At 71.1% G+C, this 19,027-nt stretch carries 14 protein-coding genes; 11 read left to right on the forward strand and 3 right to left on the reverse strand.

All coding sequences use genetic code 11. The features are described 5' to 3' along the window. The first annotated feature begins 41 nt into the window (after window positions 1–41). The 5 genes from OG787_RS38925 (at window position 42) to OG787_RS38945 (ending at window position 5,380) form a co-directional block, all read left to right on the forward strand. Window positions 42–353, forward strand: a complete 312-nt coding sequence (locus OG787_RS38925) for a hypothetical protein (RefSeq protein WP_369032949.1) — start codon at window positions 42–44, stop codon at window positions 351–353. Window positions 354–360: 7 nt separating this feature from the next. Continuing rightward, window positions 361–1,176 (forward strand): TlyA family RNA methyltransferase, encoded by an 816-nt coding sequence (locus OG787_RS38930; RefSeq protein ID WP_369032948.1) that lies wholly within the window; start codon window positions 361–363, stop codon window positions 1,174–1,176. Beyond that, entirely contained in the window at window positions 1,173–2,078 is a 906-nt protein-coding gene (locus OG787_RS38935; protein WP_369032947.1) for an NAD kinase, read from the forward strand. Before OG787_RS38930 ends, OG787_RS38935 begins: the two co-directional genes overlap by 4 nt. 185 nt (window positions 2,079–2,263) lie before the next feature. After that, complete coding sequence (gene recN / locus OG787_RS38940) at window positions 2,264–4,006, forward strand: DNA repair protein RecN (protein WP_369032946.1); 1,743 nt, start codon at window positions 2,264–2,266, stop codon at window positions 4,004–4,006. 243 nt (window positions 4,007–4,249) lie between these two features. Continuing rightward, complete coding sequence (locus OG787_RS38945; RefSeq protein ID WP_405538399.1) at window positions 4,250–5,380, forward strand: glycosyltransferase family 4 protein; 1,131 nt, start codon at window positions 4,250–4,252, stop codon at window positions 5,378–5,380. Between the two features lie 15 nt (window positions 5,381–5,395). Here the strand turns inward: OG787_RS38945 and OG787_RS38950 are convergent, their stop codons facing one another. From OG787_RS38950 to OG787_RS38960, 3 genes are all read right to left on the reverse strand, one after another. Beyond that, window positions 5,396–7,039: a PucR family transcriptional regulator gene (locus OG787_RS38950; RefSeq protein ID WP_405538400.1), complete on the reverse strand. Its 1,644-nt coding sequence runs from the start codon at window positions 7,037–7,039 to the stop codon at window positions 5,396–5,398. A gap of 66 nt (window positions 7,040–7,105) precedes the next feature. Then, window positions 7,106–8,488 (reverse strand): FAD-binding oxidoreductase, encoded by a 1,383-nt coding sequence (locus tag OG787_RS38955; RefSeq protein ID WP_405538402.1) that lies wholly within the window; start codon window positions 8,486–8,488, stop codon window positions 7,106–7,108. 125 nt (window positions 8,489–8,613) lie between these two features. Beyond that, window positions 8,614–10,416: a glycoside hydrolase family 15 protein gene (locus tag OG787_RS38960; protein WP_369032961.1), complete on the reverse strand. Its 1,803-nt coding sequence runs from the start codon at window positions 10,414–10,416 to the stop codon at window positions 8,614–8,616. Between the two features lie 535 nt (window positions 10,417–10,951). On the opposite strand from OG787_RS38960, the gene OG787_RS38965 reads away from it, so the two are divergent. The 6 genes from OG787_RS38965 (at window position 10,952) to OG787_RS38990 (ending at window position 19,023) form a co-directional block, all read left to right on the forward strand. After that, window positions 10,952–12,619, forward strand: a complete 1,668-nt coding sequence (locus OG787_RS38965; protein WP_369032942.1) for a CTP synthase — start codon at window positions 10,952–10,954, stop codon at window positions 12,617–12,619. A 92-nt stretch (window positions 12,620–12,711) separates the two neighbouring features. Next, on the forward strand, window positions 12,712–13,341 hold the full coding sequence (locus tag OG787_RS38970; protein WP_369032941.1) for an NUDIX domain-containing protein: 630 nt from the start codon (window positions 12,712–12,714) through the stop codon (window positions 13,339–13,341). Window positions 13,342–13,512: 171 nt separating this feature from the next. After that, window positions 13,513–15,597 (forward strand): tetratricopeptide repeat protein, encoded by a 2,085-nt coding sequence (locus tag OG787_RS38975; protein WP_405538403.1) that lies wholly within the window; start codon window positions 13,513–13,515, stop codon window positions 15,595–15,597. A gap of 145 nt (window positions 15,598–15,742) precedes the next feature. Beyond that, window positions 15,743–16,858: an alanine dehydrogenase gene (gene ald / locus OG787_RS38980; RefSeq protein WP_369032960.1), complete on the forward strand. Its 1,116-nt coding sequence runs from the start codon at window positions 15,743–15,745 to the stop codon at window positions 16,856–16,858. A 447-nt stretch (window positions 16,859–17,305) separates the two neighbouring features. Then, a complete protein-coding gene (locus OG787_RS38985) occupies window positions 17,306–18,442 on the forward strand; it encodes a ParA family protein (RefSeq protein ID WP_369032939.1) in 1,137 nt (378 codons plus the stop codon). After that, window positions 18,427–19,023, forward strand: a complete 597-nt coding sequence (locus OG787_RS38990; protein ID WP_405538405.1) for a hypothetical protein — start codon at window positions 18,427–18,429, stop codon at window positions 19,021–19,023. Before OG787_RS38985 ends, OG787_RS38990 begins: the two co-directional genes overlap by 16 nt. Window positions 19,024–19,027: the final 4 nt, after the last annotated feature.

The following is a 19,027-nucleotide window of genomic DNA, read 5'->3' on the forward strand; positions in this document are numbered from 1 at the left end:
GCGAACGACGGTACCTCAGCGGTTCGAGGTAGCGTCGGGGCATGAACGACTCAGTGCCCCCGGCCGAGGGCCCGGCGGAGCCGCCGGCTCCGGATGCGGTCCCGGAGACGGTCGTCGAACCCGGGTACGACGACCCCGCCGCCCCGGCCCCGCTGAACATCCCCCGCGTCCCCACGGGCGACGCCGAGGTCGACGCCCAGCTGGACCGGCTCGGTGACGCCGACCACCTCGCCACGGACGGCCATGTCGAGGTGTACGAGGATGTACACCGGGGGCTGCGCGACACGCTCACCGCGCTCGACGCCCGCCCGGGACCTCCGGCGCCCCCGACGACGTACGGCAATAGGAGCTGAACCGAACGTGGCAGGAGTGGCACGCCGCCGTCTTGACGCCGAACTGGTGCGGCGGAAGCTCGCCCGCTCGCGCGAGCACGCGAGCCAGCTGATCGCCGCCGGGCGGGTCAGCGTCGGCAAGACCGTCGCGACCAAGCCCGCCACCCAGGTGGAGACCGCCGCCGCGATCGTCGTCACGGCCGACGACAGCGATCCCGAGTACGTCTCCCGGGGCGGCCACAAGCTCGCGGGCGCCCTGGAGGTCTTCGTACCGCAGGGGCTGAAGGTCGGCGGCCGGCGGGCGCTGGACGCCGGCGCGTCCACCGGCGGATTCACCGACGTACTGCTTCGTGCGGGCGCCGCGCACGTCGTCGCGGTCGACGTGGGGTACGGACAACTCGCGTGGTCTCTCCAGAGCGATGAACGCGTCACCGTCAAGGACCGTACGAACGTACGCGAGTTGACGCTCGAAGCGATCGATGGGGAACCAGTGGATCTTGTCGTGGGGGATCTGTCCTTCATCCCGCTCGGCCTCGTGCTGCCCGCCCTTGCGCGGTGTGCGGCGCCCGATGCCGACCTGGTGATGATGGTCAAGCCACAGTTCGAGGTGGGGAAGGAACGGCTGGGGAGTGGAGGAGTCGTACGCAGTCCCGAGCTGCGTGCCGAGGCGGTACGCGGAGTCGCCGCCCGCGCCGGTCAGTTGGGGCTGGGCGTGCAAGGTGTGACCGCCAGCCCGTTGCCCGGGCCGTCGGGGAATGTCGAGTACTTTCTGTGGCTGCGGGCCGGCGCACCCGAACTCAACCCGGCCGATGTCGAACGTGCAGTGGCGGAGGGGCCTCGTTGACTCAGACCCGAGATCGTACTGTTTTCCTGCTCGCCCACACCGGGCGGCCGGCCGCGATCAGAAGCGCCGAACTCGTCGTCCAGGGGCTGCTGCGCTCCGGGCTCGGGGTGCGGGTGCTGGAGGCGGAGGCGGCCGAAGTGCCGTTGCCGCCGGAGGTCGAGCTGGTCAAGGAGGCCACTGCCCAGTGCCTCGACGGGTGCGAGCTGCTCATCGTGCTCGGCGGTGACGGCACGCTGCTGCGTGGCGCCGAGTTCGCCCGGGCGTCCGGGGTGCCGATGCTCGGCGTCAACCTCGGCAGCGTCGGCTTCCTTGCCGAGGCCGAGCGCGACGACCTCGACAAGGTGGTCGACCGGGTGGTGACGAAGGCGTACGAGGTCGAGGAACGGATGACCGTCGACGTCGTCGTGCACCAGAACGGGAACATCGTCCACACGGACTGGGCGCTGAACGAGGCGGCCGTGCAGAAGGTGTCCGCGGAGAAGTTGCTCGAGGTCGTGCTGGAGATCGACGGGCGGCCGGTGACGGGGTTCGGGTGTGATGGCATTTGTCTGTCGACGCCTACCGGGTCTACCGCTTATGCCTTCTCCGCCGGTGGGCCTGTGGTGTGGCCTGAGGTCGAGGCGTTGTTGATGGTGCCGATCAGTGCGCACGCGTTGTTCGCGAAGCCGTTGGTGACCTCGCCGGATTCTGTGCTGGCTGTGGAGGTTCTGCCTCATATTCCGCCGGGTGTTCTGTGGTGTGACGGGCGGCGGACCGTGGAGTTGCCCCCCGGGGCGCGGGTGGAGGTTCGGCGGGGGGCTGTGCCTGTGCGGTTGGCTCGGCTGCACCATGCGTCGTTCACTGACCGGCTGGTGGCCAAGTTCGCGTTGCCGGTGTCCGGGTGGCGAGGTGCTCCTCACTAGCGCCCTGTGGGGGGTGGTGGGGATCTGCGCGCGTGTGCAGGTTCGCTGTGGCTTGTCGCGCAGTTCCCCGCGCCCCTGAAAACATCCACTCACCCGGGTGACATGGGCGACCCGTGTGCATTCGTTCACCTGGGCCTTCTCATCTGTGGGGTGGGGGGCGTCGCACTTGGGGTGGCTGACCTCGTATGGTCGTGTTCGTGTTGGAGGAGATGCGGATACGGTCGCTCGGCGTGATCGACGATGCGGTCGTCGAGTTGTCGCCCGGCTTCACCGCCGTCACCGGTGAGACCGGTGCGGGCAAGACCATGGTCGTGACCAGCCTCGGGCTGCTGCTCGGTGGGCGGGCCGATGCGGCGTTGGTGCGGATCGGGGCCAAGAACGCGGTCGTGGAGGGGCGGATCACCGTGCCTCCGGGCGGTTCGGCCGTCGTACGGGCCGAGGAGGCAGGCGCCGAGCTGGACGACGGGGCGCTGCTCATCAGCCGTACCGTTTCCGCCGAAGGGCGGTCCCGGGCGCATCTGGGCGGGCGGTCCGTGCCCGTGGGGGTGCTGGCCGAGCTGGCCGACGAACTGGTGGCCGTGCACGGGCAGACCGACCAGCAGGGGCTGCTCAAGCTGTCCCGGCAGCGGGCGGCGCTCGACCGGTACGCGGGGGACGCGGTCGCCGCGCCCCTCACCAAGTACGGGGAGGCGTACCGGCGACTGCGGGCCGTCGCAGCCGAGCTGGACGAGATCACCACGCGCGCGCGGGAGCGGGCCCAGGAAGCCGACATGCTGCGGTACGGGCTCGACGAGATCGCCGCCGTGGAGCCGCGCGCCGGTGAGGATGTCGAGCTGGCCGAGGAAGCCGAGCGGCTCGGGCACGCGGAGGCGCTGGCCTCGGCCGCGACCGTCGCTCATGCGGCGCTGGCCGGTAATCCCGAGGATCCCGAGGGCATCGACGCCGCCACGCTTGTCGCGGGGGCCCACCGGGCGCTCGAAGCCGTACGGTCGCACGATTCCGCCCTCGCCGCGCTCGCCGACCGGATCGGCGAGGTCGGCATCCTGCTCGGGGACGTCGCCGGGGAGCTGGCCGGGTACGCCGACGACCTGGACGCCGATCCGCTGCGCCTGGCGGCCGTCGAGGAACGGCGGGCCGCCCTCACCGCGCTGACCCGGAAGTACGGCTCCGATGTCGCAGGAGTGCTGGCGTGGGCCGAGACAGGCGCCGCGCGGCTGCTCGAACTCGACGGCGACGACGAGCGCATCGGTGAGCTGACCGCCGAGCGGGACGCGCTGCGCGGCGAACTGGGCGGGATGGCACAGGCGTTGACGGACGCGCGGACGGAGGCCGCCGAGCGGTTCGCCGCCGCCGTGACCGCCGAGCTGGCCTCGCTGGCCATGCCCCACGCGCGCGTGTCGTTCGAGATCCGGCAGACCGAGGACCCCGAGGGGGTCGAAGTCGGCGGGCGCACGGTCGCCTACGGGCCCTCCGGTGCCGACGAGGTCGAACTGCTGCTCGCCCCGCATCCCGGGGCGCCCGCCCGGCCCATCGCCAAGGGCGCGTCCGGGGGTGAGCTGTCCCGCGTGATGCTGGCCGTGGAGGTCGTGTTCGCGGGGACCGATCCGGTGCCCACCTATCTGTTCGACGAGGTCGACGCAGGTGTCGGCGGCAAGGCGGCCGTCGAGATCGGGCGCCGGCTGGCCAAGCTGGCGAAGAGCGCGCAGGTCGTCGTCGTGACGCACCTCCCGCAGGTCGCCGCCTTCGCCGACCGGCAGCTGCTGGTCGAGAAGACCAACGACGGGTCGGTGACCCGGTCCGGCGTGAAGGTCCTGGAGGGCGAGGAGCGGGTACGGGAGCTGTCGCGGATGCTGGCCGGGCAGGAGGACTCGGAGACGGCGCGGGCGCACGCGGAGGAGCTGCTGGCGGCGGCCCGGGCCGACGGCTGACGTTCGAACAGTTGACGTTCAGTGGGTTCTCTCTCACCCGTGTGGGTGACATCCCGCACCCCTCCGTGGTTCGGAACACCCGTACGTACTGGCATCCTTGAAGGAGCATGGAAAACCTCCCGTACAGGGAGGAAGCCGCGCGGTACACCCCTTCCGCCCGATCCTTCTGTACGTTTCTCCGTGTCCTTTCTCCAAGTCCTTCCTTCGTGACCGCCCGACGCCGAACCAGGAGCCCTCGGCCACGTGACCCCCGTGACCAGCCACTCACCGCACGGCCAGTCGCCGCTGCGCACCGTCCAGGTGCTCGGCGGCGGCAACGCCGGCAGCAGCGCGCACGTGCGTTCGCTGGCCGCGGGGCTCGTCGCGAGAGGTGTGCGCGTCAGCGTGTGCGCCCCCTCCGATGCCGACACCGCCTACGACTTCACGGGCGCCGGTGCCGAACACGTGCCCATCCCGCGCAGCAGCGACCCCGCCTCGGTGGCGGCGCTGCGCATGGCCTGTTCGAACGCCGACCTCGTGCACGCGCACGGGCTGCACGCCTCCTTCCGGGCCGCCCTCGCGCTCAGCGGGCGCCGCACCCCGCTCGTCGTCACCTGGCACAACCGCGCGTACGCCGAGGGGCCGCGCGCCCAACTCCTGAAGGTGCTGGAGCGGCGGGTCGTGAAGGCCGCCGCCGTCGTCCTCGGGACCTCCTCCGACCTCGTCGACCGGGCCAGGCGGCGCGGCGCCAGGGACGCCCGGCTGTCCGCCGTGGCGCTGTCCGCGCCGCCCGGGAGCACGGGGTGGGACGAGGCCGAACGGCTGAAGACCCGGGCCGAACTCGGCGCCACCGACCGCCCGTTGCTCATGGCCGTCGGCTCCCTCGACCGGCACCGGGGGTACGACGTCCTGCTGGACGCCGTACACGCGTGGCGCGGTCTCGATCCCGAGCCGCTCCTCGTGATCGCCGGGGAGGGGCCCCTGCGGGCGGAGTTGCAGGGCCGCATCGAGAACGAGGGGCTGCCGGTCCGGCTCATCGGGCGCCGTGACGACGTGAGCGAACTGCTCGTCGCCGCCGATCTCGCACTTCTGCCCAGCCGTTGGGAGTCGCGGTCCGTTCTCGCCCAGGAGGCCCTCCACGCGCGCGTGCCGCTCATCGCGACCGCAGTGGGAGGCGTTCCCGAGTTGGTCGGGGACGCGGCCGAACTCGTCCCGTACGGCGACGCGTCGGCGCTCGGCAGGGCCGTCGTACGGCTTCTCGGGGATCCGGAGCGTCAGGAACTCCTCCGCGAGCGGGGCGTGCGGCAGATCGCCACCTGGCCCACCGAGGACGAGACCGTCGCCCAAGTGCTCAGCGTCTACGACGAGTTCACCCAGCCCCGGCTGCTCTCCTAGGGGAGCAGGCTCGGCTCAGGTCACGTGCCTGCGGGCCCGCAGGGCCAGGCTCAACGCCAGTACCGTCTGCGGGTCGTCCAGGTCCGTGCCCAGCAACTCCCCGATCCGCGCGAGGCGGTTGTAGAGCGTCTGGCGGTTGAGGTGGAGTTCACGGGCCGTCTCCGCCTTGCGGCCCGCGTGCGCCAGGTAGGTCTCCAGAGTGGGCAGCAGCGGCGGCTTGGAGCGCTGGTCGTGGGTGCGCAGCGGGCCGATCGCGCGGTCCACGAAGGCCGCCAGGTCCGGCTGGTCGCGCAGCCGCCACAGCAGCAGGTCGATGTCCAGGCGCCGGGCGTCGTACCAGAGGCGGTCCGGCAGCCCCTGGGCCGCCGTCGCCGTCTCCGCCGCGTGCCGCAGACCCGCCGAGGCCGCCGCCCAGCCCCCGGCCACCCCGACCACGACGACCGGCGGCGGTGCGCCCGGGCGCTGCATCCCGGCGCGCTCCACACCGGCCCGCAGCGCCGTCGCGACCCGGTCGGCGACCACCGGGCGCTCCGCCTCCGTACGCAGGCCCACGAGCAGCGGTACGCGTCCCTCGACCGGCCGTACGCCCAGCAGCACCGGCACGCCCACCGACGCCAGCTCCTCCGCGACCGCGCGGGCCAGCACCGCCCAGCCACCGCCCGGCGACATCGTGTCGCCGAGCCGCATCACCAGGGGCAGCAGCGGGCCCGTGCCGGGCTTGAAGCCGAGAACGCGGGCCTGCGCGGGCGCCGCCTCCGCGTCGATACGGCCCTCCGCGAGGTCGGTGAGGAAGTCGCCCCGGCCACGCGCTGCCAGCTCCTCCTCCTGGCGGGCCTGCATCAGGACGACGGCCAGGATGCCCGCGGCCCGCTCGGCGGCGATGCGGTGCACGGGGGCGAGCGGTTCGAGGACGGGCAGCAGGACCAGCCGCGCGCGGACCGAACCGGTGCCGTGGCCGCCCCCGGGCACGTCGACGAGCACGGAACCGGCGGGCGGCGGCGCGTCCTTCTGCTGGGCGCGCAGCCCCTCCCACACCTGGAGCGGGTCGGCGCCCTCGGGGCCGGCTCCGGCGGCGTACAGGAGCTGGCCGTCCGTCGTCTCCAGGAACACCGGGTTGCCGCTGAAGTCGGCCAGGATGCCCAGGACCTGCGGAATGCCGCCACCGCCCAGCAGGGCCTCCGTACAGCGCCGGTGGACCTCCTCGGCCCGCTGGAGCAGCGCGTAGTGGCCGTTGACGATCTCGGTGTGGATCTCCTCGGTGACGGCCACGAACGCCACCTCGCGGTGCAGCTGCACCAGCGGCAGACCGGTCGAGCGGGCCGTCTCCACCAGTGCCGCGGGCAGCCGCGTGAAGCGCGGGCCCAGCTCCACGACGAGCGCCGCGATGCCCCGCTCGGCGAGGGTACGGACGAACGCGCGCTGCTCGGCCGGACGTGTGCCGAGCCCGTACCCGGTCGTCAGGAGCAGTTCGCCGCCCTTGAGCAGCGAGGCGATGTGCGGGACCTCGCCCGCGTGCACCCACCGCACGGTCCGCCCCAGCCGCTCGGCGCCCGCGAGGATCTCGGGCAGCCCGCTGCGCAGCCCGGGCAGATCGAGGGCCCGCCGCACGGTGATCCCGGCGCCCTGGCTCTCCAAACGGCTGTCCGTACGGCTGTCCATGCAGCGGACGCTACCTGCACCTACGTACGGATGACGACCTGCCCGTCGGCGGCACCGGCGGCTTGCCTACGCCGGAACGATGTTGTGGTTGAAGCGGAACACGTTGTCCGGGTCGTACTGGCGCTTCACCGACGCCAGCCGGCGCGTGTTCTCGGCGCCCAGGCCCGCGATCACGCGTTCCGGGCCCTCGTCGCCGATGAAGTTGAGATAGACCGCGCCGCTGCTCCACGGCTGCACGTCGGTACGGACGTCACGGACCCATTGGACACAGCGCTCGTCGTCCGCCGGGTCCTCCCAGATGCCGAAGGGGTGCACGGCCCAGGGGGAGTCCCGGTAGGGCACGGGGTACTCGGCCGGGCCGTCGGCGACCGCGCCGCCCATCGGGAACAGCACGTGAGTGGTCGGTGTCGGGACCGGTACGGAGTTCCCGGCGGCGCAGAACACGGCCACGAAGTCGTCGGGGGCGCCCGTCAGGTACTCGGCCGACCAGTAGTTCCGCATCCCGGGCGGGTCGTCGAGCATGCACTGCAGGTCGGCGTACGGGATCGCGGTCACGACCGCCGACTCGTGCGGCAGCGCCAGCAGCGGTTCGGCGAGCTTGCGCATGTCCTCCTCGGGGCCCGCGTACGTCAGCAGGGCGGCGCACAGCAACTGTCCGACCAGGTGCGGCGGGACGAACTCCTCGGGCGGGCCGGTGAGATAGATGACCGCGCCGCTCGCCTCGACCGGGCCCGCCTCGATCACGTCGCGGTAGATGCGGGTCGCCTCCTGGCCGAGCTCCGGGAGGTACAGCACCAGGGCCATGGAGACCACGGGCAGCTCGTGCAGCCTCAGGGTCAGTGAGGTGGCGACGCCGAAGTTTCCGCCGCCGCCGTGCAGGGCCCAGAACAGGTCCGGGTTCTGCCCGTCGCTCGCGTGCACCGCGGTACCGTCGGCGGTGACCAGGTCGACGCCGATGAGGTTGTCGACGGCGAGGCCGCAGGAACGCTCCAGCCAGCCGCTGCCGCCGCCCAGCACGAAGCCGCCGACCCCGGTGGTGGAGACCCGGCCGCCGGTGGTCGCCAGCCCGTACGGCTGGGTCGCCCGGTCCAGGTGGCTCATCAGGGCCCCACCCTGGACCCGTACCGACTGGGCCGCGCGGTAGACGGTCACCTCGTGCATCCGGCGCAGGTCGATCACCAGACCGCCGTCGTTCAGCGCCATGCCTGCCACGCTGTGGCCGCCGCCGCGGACCGCGATCTTGAGGTCCAGATCACGGGCGAAGCGGATGGAACGGGCTACGTCGGCGTCGTCCGCGCACTGCGCGATCACCGCGGGGCGGCGGTCGATCATGGCGTTGTAGACGGTTCGGTTGTCGTCGTACCCGGGATCCCCCGGGGCGAAGACCTCGCCGGTGAGATCGTCGCGCAGGGCGGAGAGGGCTGCGCCCGCCTTTGAGGGGGAGGCCATGGCGGTCCCCTTCCGATAAGGGGCATTTAGTGCTCTCAGCCTATGCGCTTCACCACGAGGGCGCCGTTTTGACGTGCGGCGCCGTCGTGGCTGGTCGCGCAGTTCCCCGCGCCCCTTTGGGGCGCTCAGCCGCCGTAGGCCCCTGAAGCCGTCAGGCGCAGGGCCGTGTCGATCAGTGGGACGTGGCTGAAGGCCTGGGGGAAGTTGCCCACCTGGCGCTTGAGGCGGGGGTCCCATTCCTCGGCCAGGAGGCCCAGGTCGTTGCGGAGGGCCAGGAGCTTCTCGAAGAGTTTGCGGGCCTCGTCGACGCGGCCGATCATCGCGAGGTCGTCCGCCATCCAGAACGAACAGGCGAGGAACGCGCCCTCGTCGCCCGGCAGACCGTCGAGGTTCTCCTCGCCGCCCGTGGTCGGGTAGCGCAGGATGAAGCCGTCCGAGGTGGACAGTTCGCGCTGGATGGCCTCGATGGTGCCGATGACCCGCTTGTCGTCGGGAGGCAGGAAGCCCATCTGCGGGATGAGGAGCAGCGAGGCGTCCAGCTCCTTCGAGCCGTACGACTGTGTGAAGGTGTTGCGCTCCTTGTCGTAACCCTTCTCACACACGTCCCGGTGGATGTCGTCGCGCAGTTCGCGCCACTTCTCCAGCGGGCCGTCCGCGTCGCCGGACTCGATGAGCTTGATCGTGCGGTCCACCGCGACCCACGCCATGACCTTCGAGTGCACGAAGTGCCGGCGCGGACCGCGCACCTCCCAGATGCCCTCGTCGGGCTCGTCCCAGTGCTGCTCCAGATAGCGGATCAGCTTCAACTGGAGCAGGGAGGCGTAGTCGTTGCGGGCCAGACCCGTCATGTGCGCCAGGTGCAGGGCCTCGGTGACCTCGCCGTACACATCCAGCTGGAGCTGGTGCGCGGCGCCGTTGCCGACCCGGACCGGGCCCGAGTTCTCATAGCCGGGCAGCCAGTCCAGCTCGGCCTCGCCCAACTCCCGTTCGCCCGCGATGCCGTACATGATCTGAAGGTTCTCGGGGTCGCCGGCGACCGCGCGCAGCAGCCACTCGCGCCAGGCGCGGGCCTCGTCGCGGTAGCCGGTGCGCAGGAGGGAGGAGAGGGTGATGGCCGCGTCGCGGAGCCAGGTGTAGCGGTAGTCCCAGTTGCGCACGCCGCCGATGTCCTCCGGGAGGGAGGTGGTGGGGGCGGCGACGATCCCGCCGGTCGGCGCGTACGTGAGTGCCTTGAGGGTGATGAGCGAGCGGACGACGGCCTCGCGGTAGGGGCCGTGGTACGTGCACTGCTCGACCCACTCGCGCCAGAACTCCTCGGTGGCGTCGAGGGACTGCTCGGGCTCGGGCAGCGCGGGCGGCTGCTTGTGCGAGGGCTCCCAGGAGATGGTGAACGCGATGCGGTCACCCGGTGCCACCGTGAAGTCGGCGTACGTCGTCAGGGACTTGCCGTACGTCTCGGCGGTGGTGTCGAACCACACCGAGTCGGGGCCCGCGACGGCGACCGTCCGGCCCTCGTGCTTGTGCACCCACGGCACGACGCGGCCGTACGAGAACCGCATGCGCAGGGCCGAGCGCATCGGCACGCGGCCGCTGACGCCCTCCACGATGCGGATCAGCTGGGGGGCGCCGTCGCGAGGGGGCATGAAATCGGTCACTCTGACCGTGCCGCGCGGGGTGTCCCACTCGGATTCGAGGATCAGCGAGTCGCCCCGGTAGCGGCGGCGTGCCGCGGTGGGGGGTTCTGCGTCCGTCGCGTGCGCGGGGCCGAGGCGCCAGAAGCCGTGCTCCTCGGTGCCGAGCAGTCCCGCGAAGACGGCATGGGAGTCGAAGCGGGGCAGGCACAGCCAGTCGACTGTGCCGTCCCGGCAGACCAGCGCGGCGGTCTGCATGTCTCCGATGAGTGCGTAGTCTTCGATGCGCCCGGCCACGTGCAACTCCAGTCGAACGGCCACGTCGCCCCCCGTAGAGAAGGAAAAGGGGGGTCTCGCTCTTGCGGTCAAGGGTTCGTTGTAAAGCGTCGTTGAGCGGTGGAGCAAACACCAATCGGTGCTCAACGGACTGACGAGCTCTCGTTGTTCCGGGGTTACGGGCGGGGGTGGTGCCGTGTTGCCGGCCGGGCTCGGCAGCGAGTGTCCGAGGAGCATACGACGCACGCAGATGATCCGCGTGCCGCTCTCGACAACCCGGGTCCGCTGAACGAGTGAAGCTCGGTTGAGCGGGCACAGTTTCGGGTGAGCGCTGGACGAGGTGATGGTGACTCGTGTACGGGATGCGTGTCCGGGTGTGCGCGGAGCGTGGCCGGAAGCCTTCTCCCCGGGTCGCTGATACCCTGGTAGCCCGTGGACCGGTGGGCACGAAACCCCCGAACCGCAGCGACGGCTCCTCCAGCGAAAACCCGGAAATCTCCGGGCCGGGTGGCCGTACCGCACCCCAGACCGCGACCACGGGAGCCCCGCCTTGGCCATGACACCCGCTGCTTTCCGAAACAGCAACGCCACGACGACCAAGCACATCTTCGTCACCGGGGGTGTCGCCTCCTCGCTCGGCAAGGGTCTGACGGCCTCCAGCCTGGGCATGCTCCTCAAGGCGCGCGGCCTACGTGTGGTCATGCAGAAGCTCGACCCGTACCTGAACGTCGACCCGGGCACGATGAACCCCTTCCAGCACGGTGAGGTGTTCGTCACGCACGACGGCGCCGAGACCGACCTGGACATCGGCCACTACGAGCGCTTCCTCGACCGCGACCTCGACGGCTCGGCCAACGTCACCACCGGCCAGATCTACTCGACGGTGATCGCCAAGGAGCGGCGCGGCGAGTACCTGGGCGACACCGTCCAGGTCATCCCGCACATCACCAACGAGATCAAGCACCGCATCCGCCGTATGGCCACGGACGAGGTCGACGTCGTCATCACCGAGGTCGGCGGCACGGTCGGCGACATCGAGTCGCTGCCGTTCCTGGAGACCGTGCGCCAGGTCCGCCACGAGGTCGGCCGGGACAACGTGTTCGTGGTCCACATCTCGCTGCTGCCCTACATCGGCCCGTCCGGCGAGCTGAAGACCAAGCCGACCCAGCACTCGGTCGCCGCCCTGCGGAACATCGGTATCCAGCCGGACGCGATCGTGCTGCGCTGCGACCGCGAGGTCCCGACCGCGATCAAGCGCAAGATCTCGCTGATGTGCGACGTCGACGAGGCGGCCGTGGTGGCCTGCCCCGACGCCCGCTCGATCTACGACATCCCCAAGACCGTGCACCGCGAGGGCCTGGACGCCTATGTCGTCCGCAAGCTGGACCTGCCCTTCCGGGACGTGGACTGGACGACCTGGGACGACCTCCTGGACCGCGTCCACAACCCCGCCCACGAGATCAACCTGGCCCTGGTCGGCAAGTACATCGACCTGCCCGACGCGTATCTCTCGGTCACCGAGGCGCTGCGCGCGGGCGGATTCGCCAACCACGCGCGCGTGAAGATCAAGTGGGTCACCTCGGACGACTGCAAGACCCCGGCCGGCGCGAAGAAGCAGCTGGCGGACGTGGACGCGATCTGCATTCCGGGCGGCTTCGGCGACCGCGGTGTGTCCGGCAAGGTCGGCGCGATCCAGTACGCCCGCGAGCACAAGATCCCGCTGCTCGGACTGTGTCTCGGCCTCCAGTGCATCGTCATCGAGGCGGCCCGCAACCTGGCCGGCATCGAGGACGCCAACTCCACCGAGTTCGACGCCGCCACCGCCCACCCGGTCATCTCGACCATGGCCGAGCAGCTCGACATCGTCGCGGGCGACGGCGACATGGGCGGAACGATGCGCCTGGGCATGTACCCGGCCAAGCTCGCCGAGGGCTCCATCGTGCGCGAGGTGTACGACGGCAAGGAGTACGTCGAGGAGCGCCACCGCCACCGCTACGAGGTCAACAACTCCTACCGCGCCGAACTGGAGAAGAAGGCCGGCATCCAGTTCTCCGGCACCTCCCCGGACGGCAAGCTCGTGGAGTACGTCGAGTACCCGCGTGAGGTGCACCCCTACCTGGTGGCCACGCAGGCCCACCCGGAGCTGCGCTCCCGCCCGACGCGCCCCCACCCGCTCTTCGCGGGCCTCGTCAAGGCCGCCGTCGAGCGCAAGACGGGCAAGTAGTCCAAGGGCTGTACGGTGACCGGGGTGCGCGCCTTTAGGGGTGCGTGCCCCGGTTTCTTTGGCACGTGCGGGATGTGGGAGGACAAGTCGACATGACCACCATCGAGGACACTCCGGAGGAGTGGGAGATCCGGGCGACGGAGACCCCCTTCGTGGGCAACAAGACCTCCGTGCGCACCGACGAGGTGGTCATGCCCGACGGCTCGGTGGTGGGCCGCGACTACCAGGTCCACCCCGGTTCCGTGGGCATCCTCGCCCTCGACGACGAGGGGCGGGTCCTGCTGATCCGCCAGTACCGCCACCCCGTCCGTCAGCGGATGTGGGAGATCCCGGCCGGCCTGCTCGACGTACCTGGCGAGAATCCGCTGCACGCCGCCCAGCGCGAGCTGTACGAGGAGGCGCACGTCAAGGCCGAGGACTGGCGGGTGCTGACCGACGTCTACCCCACGGCGGGCGGCTGCGACGAGGCCGTACGGATCTTCCTGGCCCGGAATCTGTCCGAGGCCGAGGGGGAGCGCTTCGAGGTCGAGGACGAGGAGGCCGACATGGAGCACGCGCGCGTGCCCCTCGACGAACTCGTCCGGGGCATCCTCGCCGGCGAGCTGCACAGCAACTGCCTTGTCGTGGGCGTCCTTTCGCTGGTGGCGGCCGAGAAGGGCGACGGACTCGACGCGCTGCGCCCGGCCGAGGCGCCCTGGCCGGCCCGGCCTTTCGAGGCCTGAGGCACCTGCGTGGGCCAACTGCCGACTCCGGTGTGACCATCGCCTGATCCGATCGGGCGACCTGCTCGTCGTGCTCCGCACAGATCGTCGCAGAGCGTGAACTAGGCTCTGGAAACGCCCGAACCGGAGTCCCGGCGGGCTTGCGCGTGCAGGTGGACGGGAGTGTGGCCCGTGACGGATCAGGCGGTGGACACAGACGGCACGAAGCTGTCCGGAAACGATCGGCCGCCCGCTCCCACGGTCAGTCAGTTCCTCGGCCGGACAAGAGAGTTGAAGGAGCTGCGCGCCGACATCGAGCGCGCCGGACTCGACACCCTCGCCGGCCGGAAGGCGCCCCGCGCGCGTGTGCTGCTCATCGCGGGCAAGCCCGGCTCGGGCCGCACCGCCCTCGCCGAGGAGCTGGCCCGGCAGGTCGCGGACAGTTACCCGGACGGCATCATGCGCGCCCGGCTCGCCGAACCCGACGGCACCCCCGTACCGACCGAACGCACCGCCCGCGAACTGCTGACCACCCTGGAACTGCCCACCCCGCCCGGCGCCGACGCGGACGAGCTGTCCGAGGCACTGCGCGACGCGCTGGCCGACCGGCGGATGCTGCTCCTGCTCGACGACGCGGCCGACCCCGAGCAGGTCGACGCGCTGCTGCCCGACAACCCCGACTGCCTCGCCGTCGCCGTCTCCGGCGGCCCGCTGACCGGGATCTCCGACGTCCGCCCCTGCACCCTGGGCGGCCTCGACACCAAGTCCGCCGTGGAACTGCTCGAACGCTTCACGGGGTCGGTGCGGATCACCGTGGACCCCCGCTCCGCCGAAGGACTCGCCGAGGCGTGCCAGGGCCAGCCCGCCGCACTGATGCTGGCCGGCGGCTGGCTCGCGGCCCGGCCCAAGGCGGCCGTCTCCGACCTCGCCAAGCAACTGCACGCCGAGAGCGACGAGGGCACCCCCCTGAGCCGCGTCTTCCGCCTCGTGTACGCCTCGCTGCCCGCCCCGGCCGCCCGGATACTGCGACTGCTCGCCCTCGCCCCCGGCGGCCTGGTCGACCCGCAGACGGCCTCCGCGCTGGCCGGCTGCTCGGTCGGCGGCGCCCGCGCCACCCTGGACGACTTCGTCGCCCTGAGCCTCCTGACGGCCGTGGACTCGCCGCTGCCGCAGTACGAGGTCCCCGGCTGCCTGCTGCCCCTCCTGCGCCCCCTCGCGGAGTCCCAGGACCGCCCGGCCGAGCTGCAACTGGCCCGCGCGCGGATGCTGGAGCGGACCGTACGGCTGCTGGTGTCCTGCCGGGCCATCACCGAGACCGACAGCCCGACGGCGCGCGAGAAACTCCTCGGCACGCCCAGCGCGCTGCGCTTCCCCAACCCGAGGGCGGCGGCGGACTGGCTGACCATCCGCAGGCCCGCCCTGCTCGCCGCGGCCCGCATGGCGGTGGCCGACGGGGAGCTGGACACACTGGCCCGCCGTCTGATGTCCGCCCTGGTCAAGGCCATGGTCGCGCACATCGGCACCCAGGCCGCCGCGCCCGACCTGTACGGCGTCCACCGTCTCGTCCTCGATGTCGCCGAACGCCGGAAACTGCCCCGCGAGCGGGCCGCCGCCCTGCTGAACCTAGCCGACCTGGACGCGCAGACCGGCCGTACGAACGACGCGCTGGCCCGCTACCGGGCCGCCCTGGACGCCGGACGCGAGGCGAACGACCCGTACGCCACCGGGCGCGCGATGGAATCCGTAGGGGGCGCACACCAGGAACTCGGGGACCACGACCGCGCCGCCGACTGGTACGGGCGTGCGCTCGCCCAGCGCCTGGCGCGCGACGAGCGCGAGGACGCCGCCCGGCTGTACGGCCGTATCGCCACCGCGCACACCTACGCGGGCCGCTACGGCGAGGCACTGCGTAACTGGCGTGCCGCAGTGGCCGGTTACCGCAAGAACGGCGATGTGGCCGCCCACGCGCGCGCGTTGAGCGAGCTGGCGCGGGTCCAGGAGTACGCGGGGCGGCCCGAGGAGTCGCTGCGCACCTGCCAGGAGGCCGTGGAGTGGGCGCGGCGCGCCGACGACGTACGGCTTCAGGGCGCGCTCCAGCTGCGGCTGGCCGACACGCTGGAACACCTCGGCGATCCGGCCGCGGCACGGCTGCACCGGAGCGCCGCGGAGCGGCTGCTGGGCGACGATCCGGAGGCCCAGGAGGGCCCTGAGGGTGATCCGGACCCGGAACACGGTGCTAACGCCTACGAAATCCGTAGTACATCAGTCGAAGATTGATGCATTGAAAGGCTAGACACCGAGAACGCCTTCATTAAACTGGCTCTACCGCGCCTTCTCCTGCGGTCTCCTGGTGTGCCCCCGCACGTCCGGGTATGTATTGCTATGCCCCCACACACCCTCTGAGCCAAGGACCGTGATCGACGTGAAGGTCGGCATCCCCCGCGAGGTCAAGAACAACGAGTTCCGCGTGGCCATCACGCCCGCCGGAGTGCACGAACTGGTGCGCCACGGCCACCAGGTCGTCATCGAGCACGGCGCCGGCGTCGGCTCCTCGATCACGGACGACGAGTTCGTGGCCGCCGGGGCGCGGATCCTGCCCACGGCCGACGAGGTGTGGGCCACCGCCGACCTGCTGCTGAAGGTCAAGGAGCCCATCGCCGAGGAGTACCACCGCCTCCGCAAGGACCAGACGCTCTTCACCTACCTGCACCTGGCCGCGTCCAAGGAGTGCACCGACGCGCTCGTCGCGTCCGGCACCACGGCGATCGCCTACGAGACCGTCGAACTGCCCGGTCGCGCCCTGCCGCTGCTCGCCCCGATGTCGGAGGTCGCCGGCCGGCTGGCCCCGCAGGTCGGTGCCTACCACCTGATGCGCTCGGTCGGCGGGCGTGGCGTGCTCCCCGGTGGCGTCCCCGGCACGCAGCCCGCGCGGGCCGTCGTCATCGGCGGTGGCGTCTCCGGCTGGAACGCCACGCAGATCGCCGTCGGCATGGGCTTCCATGTCACGCTGCTCGACCGCGACATCAACAAGCTGCGCGAGGCCGACAAGGTCTTCGGCACCAAGGTCCGGGCGATCATGTCCAACTCCTTCGAGCTGGAGAAGGCCGTCCTGGACGCCGACCTCGTCATCGGCGCGGTGCTGATCCCCGGCGCCAAGGCCCCGAAGCTGGTCACCAACGAACTCGTGTCGCGGATGAAGCCGGGGAGCGTTCTCGTCGACATCGCGATCGACCAGGGTGGCTGCTTCGAGGACTCGCGCCCCACGACCCACGCCGAACCGACCTTCCAGGTCCACGGATCGGTCTTCTACTGCGTCGCCAACATGCCCGGCGCGGTGCCCAACACCTCGACCTACGCGCTCACCAACGCCACGCTGCCGTACATCGTGGAACTCGCCGACCGCGGCTGGGTGGCGGCGCTGCGCCGCGATCCCGCGCTCGCCCGGGGCCTCAACACGCATGACGGCAAGGTCGTCTACCGCGAGGTCGCGGAGGCGCACGGGCTGGAGCACGTCGAGTTGGACTCGCTGCTCGGCTGATGGTGTCACCTGACGTTCCCGGCCGTCCCGCAGGGGCTCTCGGTCGACAAAAAGACCAAGTCATCAGCGGGTAAAAGGCGATACGTCAACAGGCATCGTCAACGCCCCGCGCCCCGCCGGACCTTGCCCGACAAGGTCCGGCCGGATGTGTGTATGGTCACTTTGCGACACTCGTTCAACTCGCCTCGAACGTAACGCTTCAACCGATTCGCGCACCGGTGAAACCTGCCGTGCGACGGCCGTACGCCCTTGACAGAGGGATGTTTCATTGCCGACACATCGGGCCGGGTACGGCGGATTGTGTTGCTGCGAACGGCCGACACGCCATAGAGTCGCCAACCGTCGGCATGGTGCCACGCTGACCTATCGAGAAGTTACCTGGTCACCAAGGAGGTAAGACGACTTGTGAATGAGTCGACATTTACTCCCGGGGGTGGTCAACCAGGAATGCCGGCGCGGGGCTCGGGCCCCACGGGGCTCGCGGCTGTCGGCTCCGTCGCGGTCCGCACCTTCGCAGCCCACCAGGGTCACCAGATGCCGGTGGTGACTCAGCCCGCACACATGAGCATGGATGGCCATCACGTGAACGCCATGGCCGGCGACGGTAGTGGCGGGGTCCACAACCACTTCGCCGACTACGACGAACTGCCCGACGGGCACTTCTACGACCCCGACGCCGAGTACGAGCCCGATCCGGAGTACGCGGCCACGCTCGCGCCCGACGCGGCCCGTCAGCGCCGTGAGCGCATCGGTCCCACCGGACGCCCGCTGCCGTACTTCCCGATCCCGGGTCCGCTGACCAGTCACGGGCCCGCGACGATCGTCGCGATGTGCAACCAGAAGGGCGGCGTGGGCAAGACCACGTCGACCATCAACCTGGGTGCGGCGCTCGCGGAGTACGGACGCCGGGTCCTGCTGGTCGACTTCGACCCGCAGGGCGCCCTCTCCGTGGGCCTCGGTGTGAACCCGATGGAACTCGACCTGACGGTCTACAACCTGCTCATGGAGCGGGGGATGTCCGCGGACGAGGTCCTCCTGAAGACCGCGGTCCCGAACATGGACCTGCTGCCGAGCAACATCGACCTGTCGGCGGCCGAGGTGCAGCTGGTGTCGGAGGTCGCGCGCGAGTCGACGCTCCAGCGCGCCCTGAAGCCGCTCATGGCCGACTACGACTACATCGTGATCGACTGTCAGCCCTCGCTCGGTCTGCTCACCGTGAACGCCCTGACGGCGGCTCACAAGGTGATAGTGCCTCTGGAATGCGAGTTCTTCGCGCTGCGCGGTGTCGCGCTGCTGACGGAGACCATCGAGAAGGTCCAGGAGCGGCTGAACCCGGAGCTTGAGCTGGACGGGATCCTCGCCACGATGTACGACTCGCGCACGGTGCACAGCCGTGAGGTGCTCGCACGTGTCGTCGAGGCCTTCGACGACCACGTCTACCACACGGTCATCGGACGCACGGTCCGCTTCCCGGAGACCACGGTCGCCGGCGAGCCGATCACCACGTACGCCTCCAACTCCGTCGGCGCCGCCGCTTACCGCCAGCTCGCCAGGGAGGTGCTCGCCCGGTGTCACGCCGAGTGAGTCTGCCGGGGGCCGACGAGCTGTTCCGTACCACCGGGGGCATGGCGCTCCAGTCGTCCACGCCCAGGCGCCAGGCCAACGGCGAGGCCCGCGTGCCGGCGCCCGCAGGCGAGAGCGACGGGGCCGCCGCTTCGGAGGACGCGCCGCACTCGGTGCCCGTCCAGGGCGGTGACGGCGACGGCGACGAGCATGTCGCCGCCGGCGCGGACTCGTCCGATGCCGGGGAGTCGCGCAGCCGGGGGGCCACCGCGGAGCGTCCCGCGCGGCGGCAGGGCGAGCAGGAAGGTTCTGCCTCCGGGCAGGGCCCCTCGCCGCAGTCGGTGTCGGCGTCCCGCAAGCGCGGCGGACGGGCGGCCTCGCGGCGGCCCAGCGGCCGTGAGCGGCACGACGAGAAGATCACGGTGTACGTCTCCGCCGAGGAGCTGATGGACCTGGAGCACGCGCGTCTGGTGCTCCGGGGCGAACACGGGCTCGCGGTCGACCGCGGCCGGATCGTGCGCGAGGCGGTCGCGGTGGTGCTCGCGGATCTCGAGTCCCGTGGGGACGCGAGCATCCTCGTACGACGGTTGCGCGGGCGCTAGCGGT

This window comes from Streptomyces sp. NBC_00075 (assembly GCF_045041225.1).
GTDB classification, from domain to species: Bacteria; Actinomycetota; Actinomycetes; order Streptomycetales; family Streptomycetaceae; genus Streptomyces; species Streptomyces adonidis.

Coding starts and splice junctions, on each gene's coding strand:
- OG787_RS38925 (WP_369032949.1), top strand. CDS start 42: ATGAACGACTCAGTGCCCCCGGCCGAGGGCCCGGCGGAGCCGCCGGCT.
- recN (WP_369032946.1), top strand. CDS start 2,264: ATGGTCGTGTTCGTGTTGGAGGAGATGCGGATACGGTCGCTCGGCGTG.
- OG787_RS38950 (WP_405538400.1), bottom strand. CDS start 7,039: ATGGACAGCCGTACGGACAGCCGTTTGGAGAGCCAGGGCGCCGGGATC.
- OG787_RS38955 (WP_405538402.1), bottom strand. CDS start 8,488: ATGGCCTCCCCCTCAAAGGCGGGCGCAGCCCTCTCCGCCCTGCGCGAC.
- OG787_RS38965 (WP_369032942.1), top strand. CDS start 10,952: ATGACACCCGCTGCTTTCCGAAACAGCAACGCCACGACGACCAAGCAC.
- OG787_RS38970 (WP_369032941.1), top strand. CDS start 12,712: ATGACCACCATCGAGGACACTCCGGAGGAGTGGGAGATCCGGGCGACG.
- OG787_RS38985 (WP_369032939.1), top strand. CDS start 17,306: ATGCCGGCGCGGGGCTCGGGCCCCACGGGGCTCGCGGCTGTCGGCTCC.